Genomic DNA, 20,312 nt, shown 5'->3' on the forward strand with positions numbered 1-20,312 from the left:
TAGGTGGAAAGAGAAAGAATGAAAAAGTATGATGATGGAAAGAAATCAGCAAGATAAAGCATCCGAGTAGGTTTAGAGAGGTGGAACATGTTACAATACAGCTAAGAACATGCAATAAAGGAGAGTTTTTTACGTGAAGATTAAAGCAATTGAACCGACGCCAAGTCCAAATACAATGAAAGTTATTTTGAATGAAGTATTACCATCAGGAGCGCGTAATAATTATACAAATGAAAATAAAGAACAAGCACCAATGCAAGTGCAAGAAATTTTGAAAATTGAAGGCATTAAAGGTGTATATCATGTAGCCGACTTTTTAGCAGTGGAGCGAAATGCGAAGTATGATTGGAAAGTTTTATTACAACAAGTTCGTGCTGTTTTCGGCGAAGAGGTAGTAGAAGAGAGTGAAGAACAACAACTTGCTCATTTTGGGGAAGTGAAAGTGTTTGTTCAAATGTTCTTTACAATTCCAATGCAAGTAAAGTTAACAGATGGAACATCGGAAGAACGTGTTGGCTTACCAGATCGTTTTAAAGAATCAATTATGAAAGTACAAATGTCTGCACCAAACGTTGTAAAAGAACGTAAATGGGTGGAACAAAGTACACGTTACGGTAATTTTGAAGAAATCGGGAAAGAAGTAGTAGAAGAGATTGTTGCTGCTTATTCAGAAGAACGTGTAAATGAAACAGTTAAAGAATTATTAAATCAGGCAGGTGCTGTTGAAGTAACGATTCAAAAGCGTGAGCCATATAAAGTAACAGAAGAGATGATGAAAGACTCTGACTGGAAAAACCGTTTTGCAGCATTAGAGCAAATGGATCCTACTGAAGAAGATATGCCAGTGTTGAAGATGGCGTTAGATGATGAAAAAGTTTCAATCCGCCGTTTAGCAACAGCGTATTTAGGTATGGTAAAAGGTGATGGGGTATTGCCGTTATTATATAAAGCGTTATTAGATCGTTCAGTAAGTGTTCGCCGTACAGCGGGCGATTGCTTATCAGACGTAGGTGATCCAGCAGCGATGTTCGTTATGATTAAATCTCTGAAAGATTCAAGTAAATTAGTACGCTGGCGTGCAGCAATGTTCTTATTTGAACTTGGAGATGAAAGTGCGATTCCTGCATTAAAAGCAGCGCAAGATGATCCGGAGTTTGAAGTAGCGATGCAAGCGCGTCTAGCATTAGAGCGTATTGAAGGCGGAGAAGAAGCAAAAGGTTCTGTATGGAAACAAATGACGGAGTCTCGTAAAGGGGAATGATGTATGATTGTTTTCTATGATAGTTGGTGCCCGATGTGTACGGCGGTTGCAGAACGTACGAAAAAATTAGATAAAAAGGGTAAGATGCAATTTGTTTCATTTCGAGATGAAGATGTAGTTGAGAAGTATGAACTTTCTCAAGAACTACAAAGCAAGATGGAACAAAGATTGTATATTTTAAAAAATAATAAGTGGTATGACGGGATTCATAGCATACATGTATTAGCAAAGTCCGTTCCATCTTACTGGTTTGCCGTGCCTTTTATAAAACTATCTATCGTACTTGGATTTGGAAGTAAAGTATACGATTATATCGCTAACAATAGAAAACTTGTCCCAGTTGGACATTGCCGTGAAGGGGTTTGTGAAATCCCTACAAAAAAATGAAATCATCGTAATCTTTCTTTTGCACCTAGTAATAGAGCGTGATATGATGAATTTGGAATGAAAGTTGAAGGAGAGATTACAAGATGTCAAATGCTTATGAAGAATACATGCGTCAAATGGTAATCCCAATGCGTCAAGAATTAGTGCGTTCGGGGTTTGAAGAGTTAACTACAGAAGAAGCTGTAACAGAATTTATGGAAAACACGGCAGGTACAACTTTAGTAGTTGTAAACTCTGTTTGTGGTTGTGCAGCTGGTTTAGCACGCCCATCAGCAGGTCAAGCAGTTGTTCGTGCTGAAAAACAACCTGATCATCTTGTAACTGTATTCGCAGGTCAAGATAAAGATGCTACTGCAAAAATGCGTGAATACTTCGGAGAAATTCCTCCATCTTCACCATCTATGGCATTATTAAAAGGAAAAGAAGTTGTTCACTTCATTCACCGTCATGAAATTGAAGGTGCAACTATGGACGAAATTATTACGAACTTAGAACAAGCTTTTGAAAAGAATTGCTAAAGAAGGGGGAGAGTAAATCTCCCTCTTTTCTTTATATAGAGGTGAAACAATGATCGTAACAACAGCAGGAAGAACGAACAAAGAAATGACAGATTACGCAAATAAAGTAGCAACAGAATTAAATGTTTCATTCGTTAAACGTAATGACATACCAGTACATAAACTACATGAGCAGTATGAACAAGATGTACTTGTTGTAGGGAAAAACCGATTAGCTATTTATCCGAGAGGAACGGAAGAGTCATTTTTCTTTCATCCAAACTCAGCGATGTTTCGTGTAAAAAGGTTAATGCGCGGAGAACACGATCCGTTTGTACAAGCCACGCAATTAGAGAGCGGGATGACAGTATTAGATTGTACGCTCGGTATGGCATCAGATAGTATTGTAGCTAGTTATATTGTTGGTGAAAGCGGAAAAGTAACGGGACTTGAAGGCAATGAGTATATGGCTTATATTATGGAAAATGGTTTGAAAACATGGTCTTCAACTGTTTCTGAAATTGATGAAGCAATGCAACGAATCGATGTGAAGCAAACGGAGCATTACTCATTTTTAAAACAATGTGAAGATAATAGTTATGATGTCGTTTACCTTGATCCAATGTTCGAAGAAACTGTTATAGAATCAGATGGAATAAAAGGATTAAAACACTTCGCTTTGTATCATGATATTACTGACGAAACAATTGCGGAAGCTAAGCGTGTGGCGAGAAAGCGTGTCGTTTTGAAAGATCATTTCCGTAGTTCTAGATTTGAAAAACACAATTTTCATGTATACAAACGAAAAAGTGCTAAGTTTCACTTTGGTGTAATTGCCCCTTGCTAATTGTTTGAAAAGATGTATAATAAGCAATAATTAATTAAATATACTGTCGGTGATGAAGAGAGTAGTCTTTTTTCGAAGGAAAGCGAGCTAGGGATGGTGTGAGCCTAGTGCGGAAGAAAAAGATGAAGCGCACTTCGGAGATGCTTCTTGAACGAATAGTAGAGTAAGCCGAGGCCCCCTGTCCTCGTTATAAACGGGAAAGTGGTTCGTAATGAACAACAAGGGTGGTACCACGGGTTAAAACTCGTCTCTTTTTTAGAGACGAGTTTTTTGTGTTTAAAAAATAAGGAGGTTGTAGTATGGAGTATAAAACGCAGTTTGCGAAAAGTTTATCTAATATTTTCACGAATGAATTAACGCAAAAGCAAATTTTAGGTTTAATTGAAACGCCGAAACAAGATGAATTTGGAGATGCAGCATTTCCATGTTTTTCACTTGCGAAACAATATAAAAAATCACCAGCTATTATCGCAAAGGAAGTTGCGGAGAAATTAAGTGATCCATTCTTTACGAAAGTAGAGGCTATTGGTCCTTATGTAAATGCATTTTTTAATCGTGAAATTGTAAGTGATGCAGTATTAAAAACGGTTTTAGCGGAGAAGGAAGAGTACGGTAAAAATCACTTTGGCTGTGAAAAAACGGTAGTTATTGATTATTCCTCTCCTAATATAGCGAAACCTTTTTCAATGGGGCATTTACGTTCTACGATGATAGGTAATTCATTGAAACATATCGCTGAAAAATGTGGTTATGAAGTTGTAGGAATTAATTATATTGGGGATTGGGGAACACAGTTTGGAAAGTTAATTACGGCTTATAAAAAATGGGGAAATGAAGCAGTAGTTAAAGAAGATCCAATCCGTGAACTATTTAAGTTATATGTTCAATTCCATGAAGAGGTAAAAGACGACGAAGAACTAGAAGAAGAAGGGCGCGCTTGGTTTAAGAAATTAGAAGAAGGTGATGAAGAAGCAGTTGAGCTTTGGAACTGGTTCCGTCACGAATCCTTAAAAGAATTTTCTCGTATTTATGAACTTCTCGGCGTTGAGTTTACTAATTTTCAAGGAGAAGCTTTTTATAATAATCTAATGGAAGATTTCATTGGGATATTAGAGGAGCATGATTTGCTTGAAGAGTCAGAAGGCGCGTTAGTCGTTAATTTAGAAGAAGAGGGAATGCCGCCTTGCTTAATTAGAAAATCAGATGGTGCGACTATTTACGCAACGCGTGACTTAACGGCAGCGCTATATCGTCAAAACACATATGCGTTTGATAAAGCGTTATACGTAGTTGGCCCAGAACAAAGTTTACATTTTAATCAATTTTTCACGGTATTAAAAAAGCTTGGTTACAATTGGGTTGAGGGCATGGAACATGTACCGTTTGGATTCATTTTAAAAGACGGTAAGAAAATGTCGACACGTAAGGGCAGAATTATTTTATTAGAAGAAGTGCTAGAAGAAGCCGTTGCACTTGCGGAACAAAATATTGAAGAGAAAAATCCGAATTTAAAACAAAAAGAAGACGTGGCAAAACAAGTCGGTGTTGGAGCGGTTATCTTCCACGATTTAAAAAATGAGCGTATGCATAATATTGAATTCTCATTAGAAAATATGCTGAAATTTGAAGGTGAAACAGGACCGTACGTACAGTACACACATGCACGTGCGTGCTCTATTTTAAGAAAAGAAAGTGTAGAATTTGAAACGTGTACGTTTGCATTAAAAGATGATCATAGCTGGAGCGTCGTAAAATTACTTAATAAGTTCCCACAAGTAATTGAAGCAGCCTTCAACAAAAATGAGCCATCAATCATTTCGAAATACGTATTAGATGTAGCACAATCGTTCAATAAATATTATGGAAATGTTCGTATATTGGAAGAGAGCGAAGAGAAAGACAGCAGATTGGCATTAGTTTATGCTGTGACAGTGGTATTAAAAGAGGGGTTACGTTTACTTGGGGTAGAGGCTCCTGAGGAGATGTAAATAAATATAGTATTGAGCTGAAAAACTGGGTTTAGGATGAACCTGGTTTTTTTAATTAGTATATAATTATTTTGCAAAATCAATTAAAATCTTTTTAGAGAGGGGGATTCATATTGATTCGAACTATTATTTTACAAATTCCTTGTCATAGAAATTCGGAAAGAAGTTTCCTTAAACTAAAAAAATACATACCTTTATGTGCGCGTTGTACAGGCATGCTTATCGGTATTTTAATGTTTCCAATTTATTTTTATGTAGCGCCTTCATTTCTTTTGGCTATAATACTATCATTTTCTGCTCAAATTCCGTTACTTATTGATGGATTCACCCAAAAGTGGAAATGGAGAAGCAGCACGAATTTGCTAAGAGTAACTACCGGTTTAATAAGTGGTAATGGTATGGGGTTATTTATTTCATCTAGTGTTATTTGGATATTATCTTAAGGCATATAGTAACGGAGGTATTTACATAGATGTTCTGGATCTACTTAATTCTAATTTTTATTTCAGGCGGAAGTGGAATAGGTTTTATTATTCAAAACAAATATACAGAATCAATAATAGCTTTTGTTTTTTGCGTACTACTGATTGGGGTACTGTATTATTATCTTAAAAGAAACAAAAAAAAGAGAAAGTCAGATTGTGGCGATGTAGACTGTACGGAATGTTTAGATTGTGAGTGTACGAATTAAACTTCTAATTATCTACCTTTCTTCCGAATAAAAAGACTAGAGTATCGTTAAAAATACACTAGCTTTTTTGCTTTGAAATTTTAAGAATAGTGTAGGAATACGGCCATTATATAGAGAACTTTAGTTTTGTATATATAAGGAGGCGTTAAACTTGGAAACATACGATTGGAACAGTAAATTAAAATATTTAAAAAACACGAGAGATTTATATTACAATGACGATTATGTAAGCTTTTTAGTAAATACAGTTTGGAGGATTACTAAGCCCGTACATATCGTTGATTACGGCTGTGGATATGGTTATTTAGGCTTAGTATTAATGCCTTTACTTCCAGGAGGATCAAAGTATACAGGCATTGATAGTGGAGAAACATTACTAGCTGAAGCGAGAGAGTTGTTTCGTTTACTTCCGTATGAGTCAGAGTTTCTTGAGGGAGATGCTACAGAAATAGAATTAAACGATACATACGATATAGCAATTTGTCATGCTTTCTTATTACATATGAGTTCGCCAAAAATGATGCTACAAAAAATGATACATTCAATTAAAAAGCGCGGAAAAATAATCTGTTTTGAACCACATTGGATATCAAATATGTCTTCATACTCTTTAGATGGAGAGAATCAATCGGAAATTATTATGCTAGGTGCTTTGCAGAAATTATTTGAAAGTGACATGCAGAGAAGCGGAAACGATGGAAATATTGGTATGAAAATACCAATGTTTTTAAGTGAACTAGGCGTAAAAAATATTGAATGTAGAGTAAGTGATAAAGTGAACTTTTTAGATTCTAATATGCATCATAATGATAAACAAAGGTTGTATCATTCGTTAAAAGAAGAGGGAATTGCAGGTGATCCGGGTGATAAACAGCAATTTATAGAACGTTTAATGTCTAGAGGGTTAATATATGATGATGCGCTAGCACAATATGAAGCTGAAATCCGATTTTTTAAAGCATTTCAAATGCATTCTTCTTTAGTATATGCTCCGAATATGAAAATTACATTTGGTGACATAGAATGTTAAAAGGTAGAGGTATATTGAAGATTGTCATTTTTTGTCGGTAAGTCGATATCCACCGTATAATCGCCGATATAATTTCATGTACGGATTTCAGTTTCCAAAAGATAAGATCCTCATGTTACGTTATTCCATTTAATTAAACAAAATATGGAGAAAAACAATCATTTTTACTATATTTTGTTATAAATTTGAATAATATTAATTAATACCATTCATTATAAGAGATTTTAGTTGAATACCTACAATATGATGTGTAAAATCTAAGCAAGTAGCAGTACAAATAATTATTCGAGGTGAATACATGCTAGATTTTAAGCAGTTAGATGCTTGTTTGAAAGACAAGAGATTTATAGATGGATTACAGGAAATAAATAATGAAATTTCATATATAAAAGAAAAGAATGCTTTATCTTATTTGAAGAGTTGGCTTGCTAATGTTCCTTCGCATAAGGAGTTTGACATATTAATACGCCTTACTGATGAAGGACTTATGCACCAATACAGTTCATTCCTCATTCGCTACGCCTACAAAAAATTCCCAAATATGAGAACGCTCTCTTTATATTGTGATGAGTTAATTGATGAGCGGAAAATACTTGAAGTAGAACAGTTATTAAAAGACTCATTAGAAGAGGTAAATAAAGAAGAGATAGAAGCTGATCTTTTAGCGAAAACATATTTTACATTAGTACGATGTCTGTTGGAAATGAAACGAAATGAAGAAGCCCTAATCTATATGCAAAAGGCAGAGGAGTACAGTTCACGTGCCGTATTTGATAAATGGGGCTACGTCTATATGCATACAGGTGAATGGGAGAAAGCAGAAGAGCAATTTATAGCTGGTATGCAGCATAAAGATTGTGAAGAGCTATCTACTTATTTATTATCACAGTTATACGCGAATCAAGGAGAACAAAAACGTGCATTACAGCTAATTGATGATGCGATTGTGAAGTTCCCGCAAGTACCATATTTTCATTTTGAAAAGGTGAAATATTTATTAGATTTAAGGAAGTATGAAGAGATGTTAGCTGTAATAGATAACATAAATAATCAGCTTCCTTATCATGCGTATAAAACTTACTTTGTACATTTACGTGCAGAAGCGCTTTACAAAATGAATAAACTTGCAGATTTACAACAGGTATTAAAAGAAGAAAAAAGTTTAAAAGAGTCTTTATATCATAATTTAGAAAAAAATCCAGATGGCAAAAAGGTTCATTTACCGATAGTTCCTATTGTACAAAAGGATAATTATTGTGTTCCGACAAGTTTAGAAATGATGTTGCAGTTATGGGGAGAAAAACGTACACAAGATGAAATAGCTGAGTTTATTTTTGATATGACAGGATCGAAGTTTTCAGATACTGTTTCTTATTTAGAAGAATTAGGTTATGAATATCGTTATTTTAAAGGTAATGAGGAAAATTATAAGAGACTGCTGGATGAAGGGATTCCTGTTTTATTAAGTATAGATATTGAGCATGCTTCACATGTACAAGTGCTAGCTGGATATGATGATACGTTACAAGCTTTTTATGTTCAAGATCCGAACTTTATCGAACCAGTTATTGTGGAATATAGTAAGTTGCAAGAAAAATATCGTTACACAGGCTGTTTAGCGATTACGTTTGTTCCGAAAGAAAAGAAGGAGCAATTAGCATTTTTAAGTGAAGAAGAGAATCATTATTTTAAATCTATTTTTTCTCTTACGGATCATTTAGATGAACATGATAAAGAGGGAATTCATAACTTAGTACAATTTTTAAAAGAGACGGGTGAAAATCCGAATACGTGGTTATATACGGTTAAGCATTTAGATGTTGAAGTAGATAATGAGTTTATTACATCTTGTATTGAAAAGTTAATGGAGAAGTTTCCAAACTCAGATTTTGTTAAATTGCATGGTGCGCAGTGCTTTATTCGCCTTCAAGAATTAGAAAAAGCCGGGCAAATGCTCGCGAGTGTTGAGAAGAAAAATAATCGTGCTTTATATCATTTAATAAACGGAAGATATGCTTTTGAACAGGAAAGTTATATAGAAGCGATTTCAAGTTTTCGTTCATCATTACAATTAGACGCAGATCAGCCGATTGCTTGGAGTTTTCTCGCTTTATCATATATGTATATCGACCAATCTGAAAAGGCGTTGCAGTTTTCTCAAGTTGCTTTAGAACGTAGTCCAGAACGATTCACTTTAACGAATCACGGATTAATATTAATAGATTTAGAAAGATATGAAGACGCGTATGAAATTTTTAATGATCTGTTAAGAGAGAATAAAAATGAGGCACATGTATGGTATGAGCGCGCGAGATGTGCGCATCATTTAGGGAAATTACATTTAGCGATAAAAGGGCTTAAAGTAGCGATTTATTTGGATAGTAATGCACCTTACATCTATACGAAACTTTCGGAAATATACGAGTCTGATTTGAAGGATGAGGAAAGTACGAAAGAAATTTTATTAAAAGGTATTGAGAATTGTGATGATAAGGCACCTCTATACGTAAAACTCGGTGACTATCATTTTCAAAATGATAGTCTGGAAGAAGCAGAAACATTGTATAATCGTGCTTTAGAAGAAAATCATGATGATGTTTATTCTCACTTTGGACTTACGCAAGTTTATATGGCGAAAGAACAATACAAGGAAGCGAAACAATATATTCTCGGTATTGAAAAACAAATTGAAAAGAGCCAAGATTTTCTTATGAATGCGGGAATGGTTCTATGGGATGCTGAGGTTGAACTTGGTGGCAATGAAGAAGGGTTTAAAGTAGCTTTGTCTAAGTTAGAGAGTGGTATAAAGCAGAGTGAATATAATGTGGCAAGTGCGTTAGATGAATATGTGAATCGAATTAAAGGAACGGTATTTGTACAAAGAGGTATAGCATTCTTAAGAACGTTACACAAAGAAAGAAATGAAATAAGCGAATACGGTTGTTATACAGGTATTTTATATGAATCTATTGGGCAGTACGGCCAAGCGATGAAAAGGTATAATAAGGCGATAGAACAAAAGGAAACGGCATTACCGTATTACCGAATTGGTGAAACACTTATGGCATTAGGGCAATTGACGGAAGCAAAACAAGCGTATGAAACATGTTTAGAGCTTGATGAGAATTTCGTAGGTGTACATTTACAACTTGCAGAAATATACGAAAAAGAAGAAAATCGTTCTAAAGAACTAAGTCATATGGTTCAGGCTATGAAAGAAGAGCCGATGCATATTAATATGGAATATTTGGCACAGCTTTCAGTAGAAATGAGTCTTCAGGAAGAGTTACTGACAGAACTAGAACAATTAGCGGACGAAGCACCTGAAATATGGCGATTAGATGCGATTGCATATGTGTATGGAGCGATGGATGAAATAGATAAAGAACAAGCACAGATTGAAGAGGCACTTCAATTAGATAGTGAGCATATAGAAGTTCTATATCATTATGCCAAAGTTTTAGTGAAAAAAAGAAATGCAAAAGCAATTGAAATTGCAATGAAAGTTATACAAAAAGATGCAAATAATGAACGAATATTTGATGTGTATGTAAAAGCGATAGAACAACATAAGAAATTGTCTAACATACGAGATTTTCTTCATACATTAAAGGTGAAGAAGGCAGAAAGAAGTATGGCATTTATGTATGCTGCATCTGCGGTGACGGAAAGATGGATTGAACGTCAACAAAATGAACAGCCGAAGAAATCCATAATTACGAGAGCTTTTTATCGTATGAAAAACCGTGCGAAAGAAATTTCGATTATTACTACAATCATTGATTTGTATGAAATTTCGTTAAAGTTAAATCCGGAAAATAGTATGGCAGCCCAGCGATTTGCACTATTTTACGAGAATGTGGCGATGTATAAAGAGGCGATAGATGTATTGCAAACATCGTTAGAAAATAAATGGGATTACGATGTAGCGAAGCAACTTGTAAATCTTTTCATAGAGTGTGAGGAAGAAGATATGTTACGGGATGCTTCGGAAGTAACGAAGCAAATGGTTCGAGAGTTACCAGATGATTATGATACGCTTCTTTTACAAGCACAAGTATTCTTTAAAATAGGGGAAGAAAGAAAAGCAGAAAAGATTACCTTGCAATTAACGGAGCAAACACCGTTTGTAAGTAGAGCGTTTCTTGCTTTAGGAGAAATGTACCAAAGTCAAGAAAGGTTTGAAGAGGCGATTCATATATTAGAAAATGCTTCTATATATCATCCAAATGAAGCAGCAATTCTTCTTTCTTTAGCATCTTCGTATCATGGTGCCGGACAAACACTAAAGGCAGAAAAAATAACAAATGATGTATTAACAATAGATGCGAGTGATTTGTTAGCAAGATACGATCGCGCTTGTTATTTAGCACAGTTAAACAGAATTGAAGAGGCGAAGGAAGAGCTTGAAATTGTTCTTCGTGAGGATGAATCAGGATTCTTTGCTGAGCTTATTGAAGAAGATGAAGATTTAGCTGGAATACAAGAATTTAAGAAATAATTGTATAGGAATAGTGAAAAAAGGATATAAATAAATATATATTTCGAATTAGTTGACAATTTATTGCCCAATGGCATAAAATAGCTGTTAATAAAGTATACAAATCTGAAGACGAGAAAGAGTAAAATAGTGAGCTGTTCTCCAGAGAGCTGGTGTATTGCTGAAAGCCGGTGTGCAGACGTTATTTGAAAATCATCTCTGAGGAGCCGAGGCTGAAAATAAGTAAGCCCGGACGGATGTCTACCGTTACAAAGAACACGTATGATAGTACGTTGCTAAGTGCTATTAGCGAAGAGCTAATAGAATTAGGGTGGTAACGCGGTTAAACCCGTCCCTACTTCATAGGGACGGGTTTTTTGTGTGCTTTAAAACATTCAAAGGAGTGATTGTAGATGAAGAAAGTAGATGTAAAAGAGTCAGCTGTAGGGAGAGAAACACGTATTCGTAAGCAGTGGAACGAGCAAAGTATTTTCGAGCAATCAATTCAGAATCGAGAAGGCGCACAGTCTTTTGTATTTTATGAAGGACCACCAACGGCGAATGGATTACCGCATGTAGGTCATGCGCTTGGACGGACAATTAAAGATGTAGTAGCAAGATATAAAACGATGGCTGGTTATAAAGTGTTAAGAAAAGCGGGATGGGATACACATGGTTTACCTGTAGAATTAGGTGTTGAGAAGCAACTCGGTATTTCTGGTAAACATGAAATCGAAGAGTATGGAATTGAGCCATTTATTCAGAAGTGTAAAGAGAGTGTATTCACATATGAGAAGCAGTGGCGCGAATTCACTGAAAGCATCGGTTATTGGGTAGATATGGATGATCCATACGTTACGCTAAAGAATCCATATATCGAAAGTGTATGGCATATTTTAGGGACGATTCATGAAAAAGGATTATTGTACAAAGGGCATAGAGTCTCACCATACTGCCCAAGCTGTCAAACTTCACTAAGTTCACATGAGGTTGCACAAGGGTATAAAACAATAAAAGACTTGAGTGCAACAGTTAAGTTTAAAGTGAAAGATAGTGAAAATGAATATTTCCTAGGCTGGACAACAACACCTTGGACACTTCCAGCAAATGTTGCGCTCGCTGTACATTTAGATATGGAATACGTGAAAGCGAAACAAGAAGGGCATGTATACATTGTTGCGAAAGAACGTGTACAAGATGTATTAAAAGAAAACTATGAAGTATTATCTGTTCATAAAGGTGAAGAATTAGTAAACACATCTTATATGCCGCCATTTCCAATGAAGGAAGTTACAAATGGCTACCGAGTTATCGCAGCCGATTTTGTCACGGCAGATAGTGGTACAGGACTCGTTCATATCGCTCCAGCATATGGGGAGGATGATTATAGAGTCGTTCAAAGTGAAGGATTGTCATTCTTGCATGTTGTAGATGAGAGAGGTGAATATACAGAAGCAGTACCATTTTTGAAAGGGAAATTTGTTAAAGATTGTGACGTGGATATCGTTCGTTATTTAGCGAAGGAAGGTTTATTGTATCATAAAGAAAAGTATGAACATAGCTACCCACATTGTTGGCGCTGTGATTCACCACTTCTTTATTATGCAGGAGAGAGTTGGTTAATCCGAACAACTGCAATTAAAGATACGTTTTTAAAAAATAACGATTCGGTTACTTGGTATCCAGACCATATGAAACATGGACGCTTTGGTAAGTTTTTAGAAAATATGGTGGACTGGAATATTAGCCGAAATAGATATTGGGGAACACCATTAAACGTATGGGAATGTGAAAGTTGCGATCATCAATTCGCACCGAAAAGCATTGCTGATTTAAGAAAGCATAGTACGAAAGAAACACCTGAAGATTTGGAATTGCATAAGCCGTATGTAGATGAAGTGCAAGTTTGCTGTGAAAAATGCGGAAGTACAATGAATCGTACACCAGAAGTAATTGATGTTTGGTTTGATAGTGGTTCCATGCCATTTGCGCAATATCATTATCCATTTGAAAATAAAGAGTTATTTGAAGAACAGTTTCCAGCGGATGTTATTGCAGAAGGCATTGATCAAACACGTGGCTGGTTTTATAGTTTATTAGCAGTATCAGCACTATATACAGGAAAAGTTCCTTATAAACGAGTGTTATCACTAGGGCATGTATTAGACGAAGAAGGACAGAAAATGTCTAAAAGTAAAGGGAATGCACTAGATCCAGTTGATTTAGTAAATCAGTTTGGTGCAGATGCATTAAGATGGGCGCTACTCGTTGACAGTGCTCCGTGGAATGCGAAGCGTTTTTCTGAAAGAACAGTACTGGAAGCAAAGTCTAAATTTGTAGATACATTGGTCAATGTGTATAGCTTCTACGTTTTATATGCAAGTTTAGATGAGTATAATCCGAAAGAAACGTATGATGTAAAGCGGACGAAATTGGATGAATGGGTATTATCAAGATTGCATAGCACAACGAAAAAAGTGAGAACAGCACTTGATGATTATCAATTTACGAATGCAGCTCGTGAAATCGCGGCGCTTGTAGATGAAGTAAGTAACTGGTACGTAAGACGATCACGTAATCGTTTCTGGGAATCTGGTATGAATGCTGAAAAAGCAGCTGCGTATGAGACACTTCATGAAGTGCTTGTGACAATTAGTAAATTAATCGCACCATTTACACCGTTTGTCGCTGAAGATATTCATTTAAATTTAACTGGAGGTAGCGTTCATTTAGAGGATTATCCAGTTGTAAATGAATCACTACTTCAGCCGAAATTAGAAGCGGAAATGGATGCAGTTTTACAAGTTGTTGAACTTGGAAGAAGTAACCGTAATCAACATTCTTTAAAAGTAAAACAGCCGTTAGCAGAACTTGTATTACTAGCACATAATGAAAATGATATGGATTGGGAATCTTATCGTGATATCGTCATGGATGAGCTAAATGTCAAAGCGTTTCATGTTGAACTCGATGAAACGAAATACATGTCCTATCAATTAAAGCTGAATTTTAAAACGGCTGGGCCGAAGTTTGGTAAAAATGTGAATGCATTAAATGGATGGTTAAAACAATTATCAAAAGAAGAAGTACAACACTTTGTATCTACAGAAAGAGCAGTTTACGAAGCAGCATCAGGAGAAGAAGTAGTTGTAACAGCTGAAGATGTACTGGTAGAGAAAGTCGCGAAATCAGGATTCTCTAATACAACTAACGGACAATACACAGTTATGTTAGATACGAATGTAACGGAAGAATTGTTACAAGAAGGAGTGGCGCGTGAATTTATTCGAGCGGTTCAAGAATATCGTAAGCAGTTGAATTTACCAGTTAATTTACGAGTAGATGTTATTCTTGATACAGAGGAAGAACTAAAGCGAACATTAACGAACCATAAAGATTTATTGGAAGAAAATTTACTCGTTAAGCAATTTACATTTGATCACTTAACGAATGAAGACGATGAACTATCTTTAGGTGAAGCGAAAGTTCGAATTAAATTAAGCGCGGCTCATTAAAGTAAAAAGGAAGTTGGAATCATTCCAACTTCCTTTTTGTATGATAGAAATATATTTCTACAGTATTTTTCTCATTTTACACATAAATATTGAGAAAATTTCATTCACCCTAAATGGAAAGGTAATAGAATTGTTTATATAGAATTACTCGTAGATTCAATTTTTATCCCCCCATTTTGTGGGGAATGATTGCCTAGTGGTAATGGGATAAGGTTGAGCTACTTTATTAGGGGGAGTGGTTCTATGTTTAATAAAAAAATGGTGGCAATGGCAATGACTGTACCGTTAGTAATGGGGACGATTTCTACGGTTTCGGCATTGGAAAAACAACAGCAAGTAAAGCTAGAAGCTTATTCGCCGCAGAAAAAAGCAACTGAATATTTAAAAGAAAATGCTGCACAGTATGGATTGAAAACAGACCTTTCAGACTTGCAATATATTTCTACAACAGAAACGTCAGTAGCTTCATATGTTAGATTCCAACAAGTTGTTAATGGTGCGCCTGTATTTTCAAAACAAATTACAGTTACACTTAACGGAGAGGGAAAGGGCGTACTTGCTGTTTCTGATTATCAATCCGTCAAAGGTGTGAAGGAAGTAACGACAAAAATTAGTGAGAAAGATGCAATACAAAAATCAATGGCGTATGTTGGAGAAGCAAGTGAGCAAAACTTATGGGCTCCTACAGAGAAAGAATTCGGATATATTGTTGAAGAGGGAATTGCTCGTCCAGTATATAAAGTGGTAGTCCATTCTAATAATCCATTTGGTGCATGGGAAACATTTATTGATGCGGAAAATGGGAAGTTAATTAAAAAGGTTGATATAAACCGAAAAGCTGAAGGGACAGGAAAAGTATTTTTACCTAACCCAGTCGTATCTAGCGGTAGTAAAGTAGGCTTGAAAGATAATAACGATGCAGATTCAACAGCGTTAACGAATCAATTGAAGACTGTTACGTTAAAAGGTTTAGATGGGACAGGATTTTTAATTGGAGAGTATGTAACGATTTCTTCAAAAGCAAAAACAAAATCTACAAATTTACAATTTAACTATACACGTGCAAATGATAGCTTTGAAGATGTTATGTCGTATTATCATATCGATACAATACAGCGTTACATTCAAGGGTTAGGTTTTAAAAATATTAATAATCGCTCTATTAAAGTGAATGTGAATGGAACGACGGCGGATAACTCATTTTATTCTCCGACAACGAAAGCTTTAACTTTTGGTACTGGCGGAGTAGATGATGCAGAAGATGCTGGTATTATCGCACATGAATACGGACATTCAATTCAAGATAACCAAGTTCCTGGCTTTGGTAGTTCAGCAGAAGGCGGAGCGATGGGAGAAGGATTTGGTGACTTCTTAGGTGCTACGTATGAAGATGCAGTATCGACAACAGGGTACGGAAAAGCATGTGTTGGAGAATGGGATGCGACTGCTTATTCTAGTTCAGATCCGACGTGCTTGCGCCGATTAGATACGAATAAAGTGTATCCGAAAGATGTTACAAATGAGGTACATGATGATGGGGAAATTTGGGCACAAGGTCAATATGAGATGGCACAAGCTTTTGGACGTGATGTAGCAACGAAAATTATTTTACAATCACACTGGTCATTAACACCAAACTCTAAATTCAGTGATGGAGCAAAAGCGATTAAGCAAGCGGATGCTCTTTTATATGGCGGACAACATGCTGCTGATATCGATCGTATTTGGGCAGCGAGAGGAATTAATACGAATTAATATAAAAAGTCGTGGCTTTTATAAGCCACGACTTTTTAATTTGCTTAAGCACTGGTACTAGTAAAGTAAGCTATAGGAATGTTAATGTGAATTCATCCGCATTCTATTTATTTTTTTCGTCTTTAAAAACAAAATGCTCTTTAAATTTTCTAGACTCAACTTTTTGACCATTTCTCATGGAGCGGAAAGGGTGTTCTTGCCAAGTAATGATTACATCAACTTCATCTGCTTTTGTGGCAACTGGAAAATTAGTATGTTCAAATCCAGTTTTTCCACTTGCTAAACGACTTTCTTTTCGTGAAAAGAGTTCGTATTTTGTTTTCATACTTGGTTCATTACGAAAGACTTCAACTTGTACGTTATATACTTCGTTTTCGCCAACATTCTTTATTGAAAATTGATATGTTTGAAATTCATCTTTTTTAGCTTGAAGCATATTTTTACTTATTTTTTTCGGTTCATCAATATTCACTTGCCATTGATCAGAGTTTTGGGAGATGGGTAAAGATTTTGGGGAATAGGCGTACGTTTCATTCACTACAATTAGGCATAACAAAAGGAGAAAGAAACTAATTGCTTTTTTCATATAAACACCTCGCTACAAAATTTTTATTAATATGCGTAAATAAAACGTAATTTATGTAATAAAATGGAAAAGGTGATAGTTTGATTCAAATCAATTTGAAAAGACTTGAAGAGGTAGTAGATGGAGAAGGGTTACAAGAATCGTTTCATCATCTAGAAATACATGGTGTCTGCATAGATTCCAAAAACATTAAAGTAGGAAATGTATTCATTCCAATCATTAGGGTGAAAGATGGACATGATTATGTGAAAGAAGCAACCGATAATGGAGCTGTTGCTTCCTTATGGAAAAAGTCTTACGGTACTCCGCCAAAAGGAATACCGATTATATTTGTAGAGGACACTTTGTTTGCTTTGCAACAATTGGCACAATTTTATCGAAAAGAGCTAAATGTAAAAGTAATTGGAATTACAGGTAGTAATGGCAAGACAACGGTAAAAGATTTAATAAGCACGATTTTAAGTACAACTCATCGTGTGCATAAAACAAAGGGGAATTTTAATAGTCAAATCGGTTTACCATTAACAATTTTAGAGATGAAACGAGATACAGAGTTTTTAATTCTTGAAATGGGGATGAGTGAAAAAGGACAAATTCGAAACTTATCAATAATGGCACAGCCAGATGTAGTGATCATTACAATGATTGGCCATTCTCACTTAGAGACGCTTGGATCAAAAGAAGAAATTGCGAAGGCTAAATTAGAAATTATTGATGGATTAAAAGATGAAGGATTATGTTTGTATAATGGTGATGAACCATTGCTTTTGAAAAATAAGAATCTATCGAGTATAAATTGTAAGACATTTGGTGAAAAGTATACAAATGATTTGTTTCCAACAAACTTGCAATTAGATGAATATGGTGTTCATTTTAAATTAAATGATTCAAAAATACAGTACGATGTTCCCTTACATGGAAAACATAATATTTTAAATACGATTGTCGGAATCGCCGTAGGTCAATTTTATAATGTCCCTACAGAAAAAATACAGAAAGCATTGCGACAAGTAAATATTACTCATATGCGCTTTCAATTTTTAACTGCCAAAACAGGTTTTACAATTATTAACGATGCATGGAATGCCAGTCCCTCTTCCATGAAGGCTGCAATTGAAACGTTACAGAAATTAAATGCCTATGAGAAAAAAATAATCGTAATTGGGGATATGTTGGAGTTAGGGAAGGAAGCTAAAACATATCATAGAGAAATTGGTAAAATGTTAAATGAAGAGAGCATTCAATATGTATTTACGTATGGAGAGTTAGCTGAAATTGTAGCGGAAGAAGCGAGAAAGAAATATGATATAGGAAAAGTACAGTCATTTAATAATAAAGCCAAGATAGCAGAGGAAGTATTAAAAGTTATAACGAAAAAGGATGTTGTATTACTGAAAGGCTCACGTGGAATGGCTTTAGAGGAGATTGTACAAAATTGGATATGAAAAATCAAAATATATTTAAAAAGACTTGCGTTTTATAAAACAAAGAGATAGAATACTCTGTAAATATAAAAAGTGAGGATCAGGAAAAGTACATGATGCAAAGGTCTACAGAGAGCAATCGGTTGCTGAGAAGATTGCGATACTGCATGATGGAAAGACACCTGTGAGTGTTGCTTTGAACGTGATAATTAGTAAAAGCAAACGGTACCTACCGTTATCAGGGCTAAGATGGTCATTATGACAATTTGGGTGGTACCGCGGAACAATCCGTCCCTATTTATAGGGGCGGATTTTTGTATTCTTTGAAAGGAGGTGAGTGACCGTGGATGATGACGATGACAACAATAACAATAACAATAACGTAAATAAATATAAAATTATTGGAGGGAAAAATAATGGAGTCAATAATGAAGCGTTCACTCACAAAAGAATGTACAAAGCAAAGCGGAAAGGCTGTATTACTTCAAGGATGGGTAAAAAAGATTCGTCATCTAGGTAATGTTAGTTTTTTATTAATAAGGGATCGATCAGGAGTTATGCAATGTGTATTAGAAAATGAGTTAGCTGGATTTAAAGTAGATCTGGAAAGTGTTGTGCAAGTAGTTGGTCAAATAGTAGAGACTGAGAAAACAGAATTAGGGGTTGAAGTGCTTGCTCATGAAGTGAAAATATTAAATGGCGCAGAACCACTTCCATTTGAAATAAATAAAAAGAAATTACAAGTTGGCTTAGATCAACTACTGAATGAGCGGGTATTATCATTAAGACATGAGAGAATCACGGCGATATTTAAAGTGAAATCTACACTCGTTCAGAGCTTTAGTGAATTTCTTATAGAGAACGATTTCACACGTATATTTACTCCGAAAATTGTTTCGCAAGGGGCAGAAGGAGGAGCGAATGTTTTTAAGCTTCCATACTTTCAAAAAGAAGCTTATTTAGCACAATCACCACAGTTTTATAAACAGATGATGGTAGCTGGGGGGTTAGAACGTGTTTTTGAAGTTGCACCTGTTTACAGAGCGGAACATCATAACTCTTCCCGACATTTAAATGAATATATATCGTTAGACGTAGAACTTGGATTTATTCATGATTTTTATGAAGTGATGCAATTAGAAACGGATGTTTTACGATATATGTTTCAACAAGTAGCAAAAAACTGTGAAAAAGAACTACAACTATTACAAATAGAAGTACCTATTATTACAGAAATACCTAAAATCACATTGTTAGAAGCGCAAGAAATTTTGAAAAATAAATACCGGAAAGAGTCGCCAATTGGAGATTTAGATACAGAAGGTGAAAAGCTACTAGGCAAATATGTGAAGGAAACATATAAGAGTGAATTTGTTTTCATTACACATTATCCGAAAGAAGCGCGTCCAATGTATACGATTCCAAATAAAGAGAATCCATCGATTACCGATTCTTTCGACTTATTATATAAAGGATTAGAAATAACATCAGGCGCACAGCGAATTCATGATTATGAAATGTTACTTGCCTCTTTTAAAGAAAAGGGATTACATCCAGATACATTTCAATCTTATTTAAATACATTCCGATACGGTTGTCCCCCGCATGGTGGTTTTGGAATTGGATTAGAGAGAGTTGTATACAAACTATTAGAATTAACAAATGTACGAGAGGCGAGTGCTTTTCCAAGGGACTGTACAAGACTTACCCCTTAATAATAGGGGAAGGAAATGTATCCGTTGTGCTATTTTATAGTACAACGGATTTTTTAGTTTATAAAACTCAGCACTTTCTCACCAAATTTTAATGTAAGCTTAATTGTTCTCTCTTTTTTCACCTTTAGTATAAGCC

At 35.3% G+C, this 20,312-nt stretch carries 14 protein-coding genes and 3 other annotated features; of the genes, 13 read left to right on the plus strand and 1 reads right to left on the minus strand.

What is annotated here, in order from left to right:
• Window positions 1-133: 133 nt before the first annotated feature.
• The 11 genes from J0835_RS10620 (at window position 134) to J0835_RS10670 (ending at window position 16,451) form a co-directional block, all read left to right on the plus strand.
• Window positions 134-1,261: a conserved virulence factor C family protein gene (locus J0835_RS10620; protein ID WP_000692568.1), complete on the plus strand. Its 1,128-nt coding sequence runs from the start codon at window positions 134-136 to the stop codon at window positions 1,259-1,261.
• Window positions 1,262-1,264: 3 nt separating this feature from the next.
• Entirely contained in the window at window positions 1,265-1,648 is a 384-nt protein-coding gene (locus tag J0835_RS10625; protein WP_064469583.1) for a thiol-disulfide oxidoreductase DCC family protein, read from the plus strand.
• Window positions 1,649-1,731: 83 nt separating this feature from the next.
• Window positions 1,732-2,166 (plus strand): BrxA/BrxB family bacilliredoxin, encoded by a 435-nt coding sequence (locus J0835_RS10630; RefSeq protein ID WP_000063705.1) that lies wholly within the window; start codon window positions 1,732-1,734, stop codon window positions 2,164-2,166.
• 49 nt (window positions 2,167-2,215) lie between these two features.
• A complete protein-coding gene (locus J0835_RS10635; protein WP_087980946.1) occupies window positions 2,216-2,992 on the plus strand; it encodes a class I SAM-dependent methyltransferase in 777 nt (258 codons plus the stop codon).
• Window positions 2,993-3,032: 40 nt separating this feature from the next.
• Window positions 3,033-3,247 (plus strand) — a binding site (T-box leader).
• Between the two features lie 44 nt (window positions 3,248-3,291).
• Window positions 3,292-4,980, plus strand: coding sequence for an arginine--tRNA ligase (gene argS / locus J0835_RS10640; protein WP_087980947.1), 1,689 nt, complete (start codon window positions 3,292-3,294; stop codon window positions 4,978-4,980).
• 113 nt (window positions 4,981-5,093) lie between these two features.
• A complete protein-coding gene (locus tag J0835_RS10645; RefSeq protein ID WP_087980948.1) occupies window positions 5,094-5,423 on the plus strand; it encodes a DUF2085 domain-containing protein in 330 nt (109 codons plus the stop codon).
• Between the two features lie 29 nt (window positions 5,424-5,452).
• A complete protein-coding gene (locus tag J0835_RS10650; RefSeq protein ID WP_333728121.1) occupies window positions 5,453-5,671 on the plus strand; it encodes a hypothetical protein in 219 nt (72 codons plus the stop codon).
• A 151-nt stretch (window positions 5,672-5,822) separates the two neighbouring features.
• Window positions 5,823-6,701, plus strand: a complete 879-nt coding sequence (locus J0835_RS10655) for a class I SAM-dependent methyltransferase (protein WP_087980950.1) — start codon at window positions 5,823-5,825, stop codon at window positions 6,699-6,701.
• Between the two features lie 298 nt (window positions 6,702-6,999).
• Window positions 7,000-11,202, plus strand: a complete 4,203-nt coding sequence (locus tag J0835_RS10660; RefSeq protein ID WP_087980951.1) for a bacteriocin-processing peptidase family protein — start codon at window positions 7,000-7,002, stop codon at window positions 11,200-11,202.
• A 99-nt stretch (window positions 11,203-11,301) separates the two neighbouring features.
• Window positions 11,302-11,541, plus strand: a binding site (T-box leader).
• Window positions 11,542-11,594: 53 nt separating this feature from the next.
• Window positions 11,595-14,696, plus strand: coding sequence for an isoleucine--tRNA ligase (ileS, locus tag J0835_RS10665; RefSeq protein WP_087980952.1), 3,102 nt, complete (start codon window positions 11,595-11,597; stop codon window positions 14,694-14,696).
• Window positions 14,697-14,939: 243 nt separating this feature from the next.
• Window positions 14,940-16,451, plus strand: coding sequence for a M36 family metallopeptidase (locus J0835_RS10670; RefSeq protein WP_087980953.1), 1,512 nt, complete (start codon window positions 14,940-14,942; stop codon window positions 16,449-16,451).
• A gap of 103 nt (window positions 16,452-16,554) precedes the next feature.
• Here J0835_RS10670 and J0835_RS10675 read toward each other — a convergent pair whose 3' ends face one another.
• On the minus strand, window positions 16,555-17,037 hold the full coding sequence (locus J0835_RS10675; RefSeq protein ID WP_087980954.1) for a hypothetical protein: 483 nt from the start codon (window positions 17,035-17,037) through the stop codon (window positions 16,555-16,557).
• Between the two features lie 80 nt (window positions 17,038-17,117).
• Here J0835_RS10675 and J0835_RS10680 point away from each other — a divergent pair, with 80 nt between their 5' ends.
• A complete protein-coding gene (locus J0835_RS10680; protein ID WP_087980955.1) occupies window positions 17,118-18,482 on the plus strand; it encodes a UDP-N-acetylmuramoyl-tripeptide--D-alanyl-D-alanine ligase in 1,365 nt (454 codons plus the stop codon).
• A 66-nt stretch (window positions 18,483-18,548) separates the two neighbouring features.
• Window positions 18,549-18,760, plus strand: a binding site (T-box leader).
• Window positions 18,761-18,877: 117 nt separating this feature from the next.
• Complete coding sequence (gene aspS, locus J0835_RS10685; RefSeq protein ID WP_087980956.1) at window positions 18,878-20,176, plus strand: aspartate--tRNA(Asn) ligase; 1,299 nt, start codon at window positions 18,878-18,880, stop codon at window positions 20,174-20,176.
• Window positions 20,177-20,312 lie beyond the last annotated feature (136 nt).

Origin of the sequence: Bacillus cereus group sp. Sample62 (assembly GCF_036851315.1) — a bacterium.
In the GTDB taxonomy this organism is placed as follows: domain Bacteria; phylum Bacillota; class Bacilli; order Bacillales; family Bacillaceae_G; genus Bacillus_A; species Bacillus_A wiedmannii.